Origin of the sequence: Mesorhizobium sp. M5C.F.Ca.IN.020.29.1.1, from assembly GCF_003997375.1 — a bacterium.
Taxonomy (GTDB): Bacteria; Pseudomonadota; Alphaproteobacteria; order Rhizobiales; family Rhizobiaceae; genus Mesorhizobium; species Mesorhizobium wenxiniae.
Genome location: NZ_RZSW01001125.1, coordinates 1 through 691, shown reverse-complemented (window position 1 = coordinate 691; position 691 = coordinate 1). Strand labels below are relative to the sequence as shown.

The window sequence follows — 691 nt, the reverse complement described above, 5'->3', positions numbered from 1 at the left end:
GACATAAGATCATCAAAACTACAACAACAGGGGAAGCCTTCATGCACAGTGTCAAACTGAAATCTGCCAATCAATCGACGCATGTACCTGCGAGGAGTGGAGCCTCAATCACCGCGACCGGACTTTCAAAGGTTTTTCCAGTGCCGGGTGGAGAGGTTCGCGCGGTGGGACCTCTCGATCTTCACATCGAACGTGGGGAATTCGTCAGTGTGATCGGCCCGTCAGGTTGCGGAAAAAGCACCACGATGCTGATGGTCGCAGGACTGCTTCCGCGATCGACCGGAATCATCGCGATTGATGACCGGCCGCTTGCGGGACCCATCACGGATGTCGGCATCGTGTTCCAGAACCACCTCTTGCTTGAGTTTCGGACGGCAATGGCTAATGTCATGCTCCAGCAACAGATCCGCGGGCTCAACAGGCAAGCACTTCGCGAGGACGCAGAGGCTCTTTTCGTGAAGTTGGGCCTGAAAGGCGCGCAGGACCGATATCCGGCCCAGCTCTCGGGCGGCATGCGGCAGCGAGTGTCGATCGCGCGGGCACTTGTTCATCAGCCATCAATGCTCCTCATGGACGAGCCATTTGGCGCGCTCGATGCTATCAGCCGCACGCAAATCCGACACGACCTGGAGCTTTTGTGGCTTGAGCAACGGATGACCGTCATGTTCATCACGCATTCCATTGATGAGGC

The 691-nt window shown here is 56.7% G+C and carries 1 protein-coding gene; it reads left to right on the top strand.

What is annotated here, in order from left to right; genetic code table 11:
* Window positions 1-691, top strand: a 691-nt coding sequence (locus EOA85_RS36645; protein WP_348627966.1) for an ATP-binding cassette domain-containing protein, incomplete at both ends; no start/stop codon positions are given.